At 52.4% G+C, this 3522-nt stretch carries 5 protein-coding genes; all 5 read left to right on the top strand.

From position 1 onward, the window contains the following. Positions 1-1279 (top strand): methyl-accepting chemotaxis protein (locus tag ACHAC9_RS24275; RefSeq protein WP_435764348.1); only part of this gene is annotated, 1279 nt, incomplete at its 5' end. 447 nt (positions 1280-1726) lie between these two features. Then, positions 1727-1936 (top strand): hypothetical protein, encoded by a 210-nt coding sequence (locus tag ACHAC9_RS24270; protein ID WP_435764346.1) that lies wholly within the window; start codon positions 1727-1729, stop codon positions 1934-1936. A 333-nt stretch (positions 1937-2269) separates the two neighbouring features. Beyond that, positions 2270-2632: a hypothetical protein gene (locus ACHAC9_RS24265; protein WP_435764344.1), complete on the top strand. Its 363-nt coding sequence runs from the start codon at positions 2270-2272 to the stop codon at positions 2630-2632. Between the two features lie 96 nt (positions 2633-2728). Beyond that, on the top strand, positions 2729-3007 hold the full coding sequence (locus ACHAC9_RS24260) for a type II toxin-antitoxin system RelE/ParE family toxin (RefSeq protein WP_435764342.1): 279 nt from the start codon (positions 2729-2731) through the stop codon (positions 3005-3007). 15 nt (positions 3008-3022) lie between these two features. Continuing rightward, complete coding sequence (locus tag ACHAC9_RS24255; protein WP_435764340.1) at positions 3023-3298, top strand: HigA family addiction module antitoxin; 276 nt, start codon at positions 3023-3025, stop codon at positions 3296-3298. Positions 3299-3522: the final 224 nt, after the last annotated feature.

Below are 3522 nucleotides of genomic sequence, written 5' to 3'. Positions count from 1 at the left end.
CTCCGCTCGCCGACGCTGTGAAAATCACCGGTTATTCGAGGTGCCCTACAGTGAAGATATGACCGGGAAGCGGGAAGTGTATTTAGCAACATTAGGCAAGCTGGGAGAAGTCCAACGTGGCTCTCTGGATGAAATTGCTACCAAGATATCAGCTCAGTATGAAAGCGGTCGCAATTTGTTATTTGCGCTTGGCGCAGTTGCAATCCTGATAGGGTCTAGTTTCGCGTTTGCAATCACACGTTCGATTACCGGCCCTATTAGCGTCGCAGTAGACGTTGCTGAAAAAGTTTCGACTGGAGATTTGACTAGTGAAATTACCGTCGATACGCGTGACGAAACTGGAAAACTCATGTCTGCCTTAAAAATCATGAACGACAATTTAGTCAGTATTGTCGGTGAAGTTCGTAGTGGTACTGATACAATAAGTACGGCGTCAAGCGAAATTGCTGATGGTAATATGGATTTGTCTTCTCGTACTGAAGAGCAAGCTGGCTCATTGGAAGAAACTGCATCTTCGATGAAAGTGCTAACGACAGCTGTACAGTTCAATGCTGAGAAAGCTCGTCAGGCCAACGACTTGGCTATTAGCGCTTCTAAGGTTGCAAGTGAGGGCGGCGTAGTGGTCTCTGAAGTGGTTGCTACTATGGGTTCAATTAACCAGTCTTCGCGAAAGATCGTCGAAATCATTAGTGTTATTGACGGAATTGCATTTCAGACAAATATCCTCGCGCTTAACGCCGCCGTGGAAGCGGCTCGGGCTGGGGAGCAGGGTCGAGGTTTTGCCGTAGTCGCATCGGAAGTGCGTAATCTGGCTCAGCGTTCGGCAGCAGCTGCAAGAGAAATCAAAACGTTGATTGCAGACTCCGTAGGTAAAGTCGAAAACGGTTCGCGTTTAGTTCACGAGGCTGGCAAGACTATGAATGAAGTGGTCACCAGCATTGCCCGTGTCACAACTATAATGAGTGAGATTACCGCTGCCAGTGACAAGCAACGTGACGGTATCGAGCAAGTTGACCATGCTATTTCCCAAATGGACGCGGTTACTCAGCAGAATGCCGCTCTGGTTGAGGAGGCAGCTGCCGCTGCTGCATCGATGCACGAACAGTGCTCCAAGCTTACTGAAGTAGTTGGTGTATTTAAGCTGAGGAAGCCATCGCCGGTTGCGGGGGCAGAGCAGGGCGACCTCTCATCGTCATCGGTTAGTCAAGCGGGAAGGTTGGCGATAAGTGCAAAGCATGTTTCTTTGAAGGGCTCGCCGGCGGGGGACGAAGAATGGTAATAGTTTTGAAGATTACTTTGGCAGCCGGATTAGGTACGGCTGCATCTTTTAACAGACGCCGATGGATGCGTAGAATTACTGCTATCAACGCAACTTCGTCATTCATCGCAAAGAAGCGCTTGCCATATTCCACCTTGAGAGCATCACTTATTAAGACTGTAAGCATAATAGACGATGGCCGAGACTGTGGTGCCGATTTGAAGGCTAGTACAGCCTAAGCCTTCAAATATCTTATAATACGCCGCATCTGGTCTCGTTGTGCACTGTTGACGTTCAGCCAAAGCCATAATGGCGGAAAAAGTGTATATGAAAGCAGCTGAGTTCGCCGGCAAGTTCCTTACCCTGAATGCGGAAGGATTCTTGATGATGGCACTGGTTAGTCCAGGCGAAAGCGACGAGGGAATGTAGTTCTCGGGGACGCTGGCGATCCCTCTACGAGACGCCTTCTTGGTCGAGATTCCGACAGGTTGGCGTCTCGTCGGCGGCGTGAACGAAAGCGGCTGCAGGCTGAACCGTTCCACGCTGACCGATGTCGCGCTTGGTGCCGGCGAGCGCGCTGCACAGCTTGAGCATTTGGGCATCCCTGTCCTGAGCGTGGAAGCCGGAACCGCAAACCTGAAACAGCATGGCATCGCTATGTACGACGTGACCCGCTGACGGTCGAGGAAAAACATGGCTTTTAGACGCTACTGCGGCCGCTGCAAAAAAGAGACCGAACACCACGACGACCGGGGCGTGCTGCGCTGCTCCCTCTGCGTCTGGAAGTGGATCAACTAACAAGGGAAATCGCATGGCCCATTTTGATGAAATTTGCGGGTGCAGTTACGAAACGGCGACGCACGTTTGTGTGTGCGTCCGCAAAAAGTGGCAGACGCGTAATGAATGCGAACACTGCTTCGATGGTCAGCATTCATTGGAGCCGCGTGAGGCCGTAAGGGCTCATCCGGCCATCTTGCTACCAGCCAGCTTGGCGAACCAACAGGAAAATCCATGTTCCCCACTACCCTGAGATTGACCGAAAAGGAAGCCGAGCTTGTGCGTGATGGCGTGGAATCTGGCAGCATCGCTGATGGCCTTGCAGACAGTGACGGCGGCACCTCCGGTTACGTTGAGTGGCAGCCGGTTGAGGGCAAGGTGGGCGCCAAGCTGGGCGCCGGCAATGCAATCCTGGTAGAGAGCATCGCCGAGGCGACTATCATCGAGCGCGCTTTTTCTGATTCGACGCTGTTCGAGGCCTACGACCGGGAAGCTCCTGCGCGTAAAGCGAGTTTGATGCGTGTCGCCGGCAGTCTCCAGAGAAAGCTCACCGCCGCATTCGGGCGCCGGATTTCAATGCCAGCCGAACTCAGCTAAACCCAAGGAAAAGGCTTCGCCGTATCCGCTGCTCACCACATGCCGGCGAATAAATATTCATTGTATCTCGTAGCGATACGCGATACAATACACTCCATGATAAAGACCTTCAGACACAAGGGCCTGCAACGTTTCTTTGAAACAGGTAGCAAGGCTGGCATCCAAGCGGCACACGCAACTAGATTGCGCCTCCAGTTGGCAGCTCTCGACCAAGCAATCCGGCCAGAGGATTTATCGGCTCCTTCATGGGGTTTGCATCCGTTGAAGGGTGACCTGAAAGGACATTGGGCAATCACGGTCAACGGAAACTGGCGAATGATTTTCGCATTTGAAGGTAGTGACGCGATTCTCGTTGACTATCTTGATTATCACTGACAACGGAGAGACATTATGACTCGTATGCACAATCCTCCCCATCCTGGGGAAGTACTTCGGGAGTACCTGGGGGACGTTACCGTGACGGAGGCGGCGTCCCGACTCGGTGTCGGCCGCGTGACGCTTCAACGCGTCGTGACTGGTGCAGCCGGTGTTTCCCCTGACATGGCATATCGCCTCGGCGCAGCCTTCGGGACTAGCCCCGAGCTTTGGGCGGGTATGCAATTGCAATACGATTTGCATCAAGCTGGAAAGGTTAAACGGCCAGCTATTGAACGTATCGCCGCATAGGGCGGAAAATTGTGAAAACTGAACTTATTGATTCGGGTCGCCCAATTGTGATGAGCGACATCGTTGATGACGATACGGGGCCGATCAATTCCGTGGATAGCGGTCACGTTTATTGCTATGAGTGCCAAGAGCCGGAGGGATCGATTAGCTAATTTAAGGGGAAACTACGGGGGGTGGCTTCTCAAAGATTTAATAGTCAATTACTGTAAGGGATAGCTGGGCGC

The sequence above is a fragment of the Massilia sp. CMS3.1 genome, from assembly GCF_051262535.1.
Classification (GTDB): Bacteria; Pseudomonadota; Gammaproteobacteria; order Burkholderiales; family Burkholderiaceae_D; genus Telluria.
This window is presented reverse-complemented; position numbering and strand designations above follow the sequence as displayed.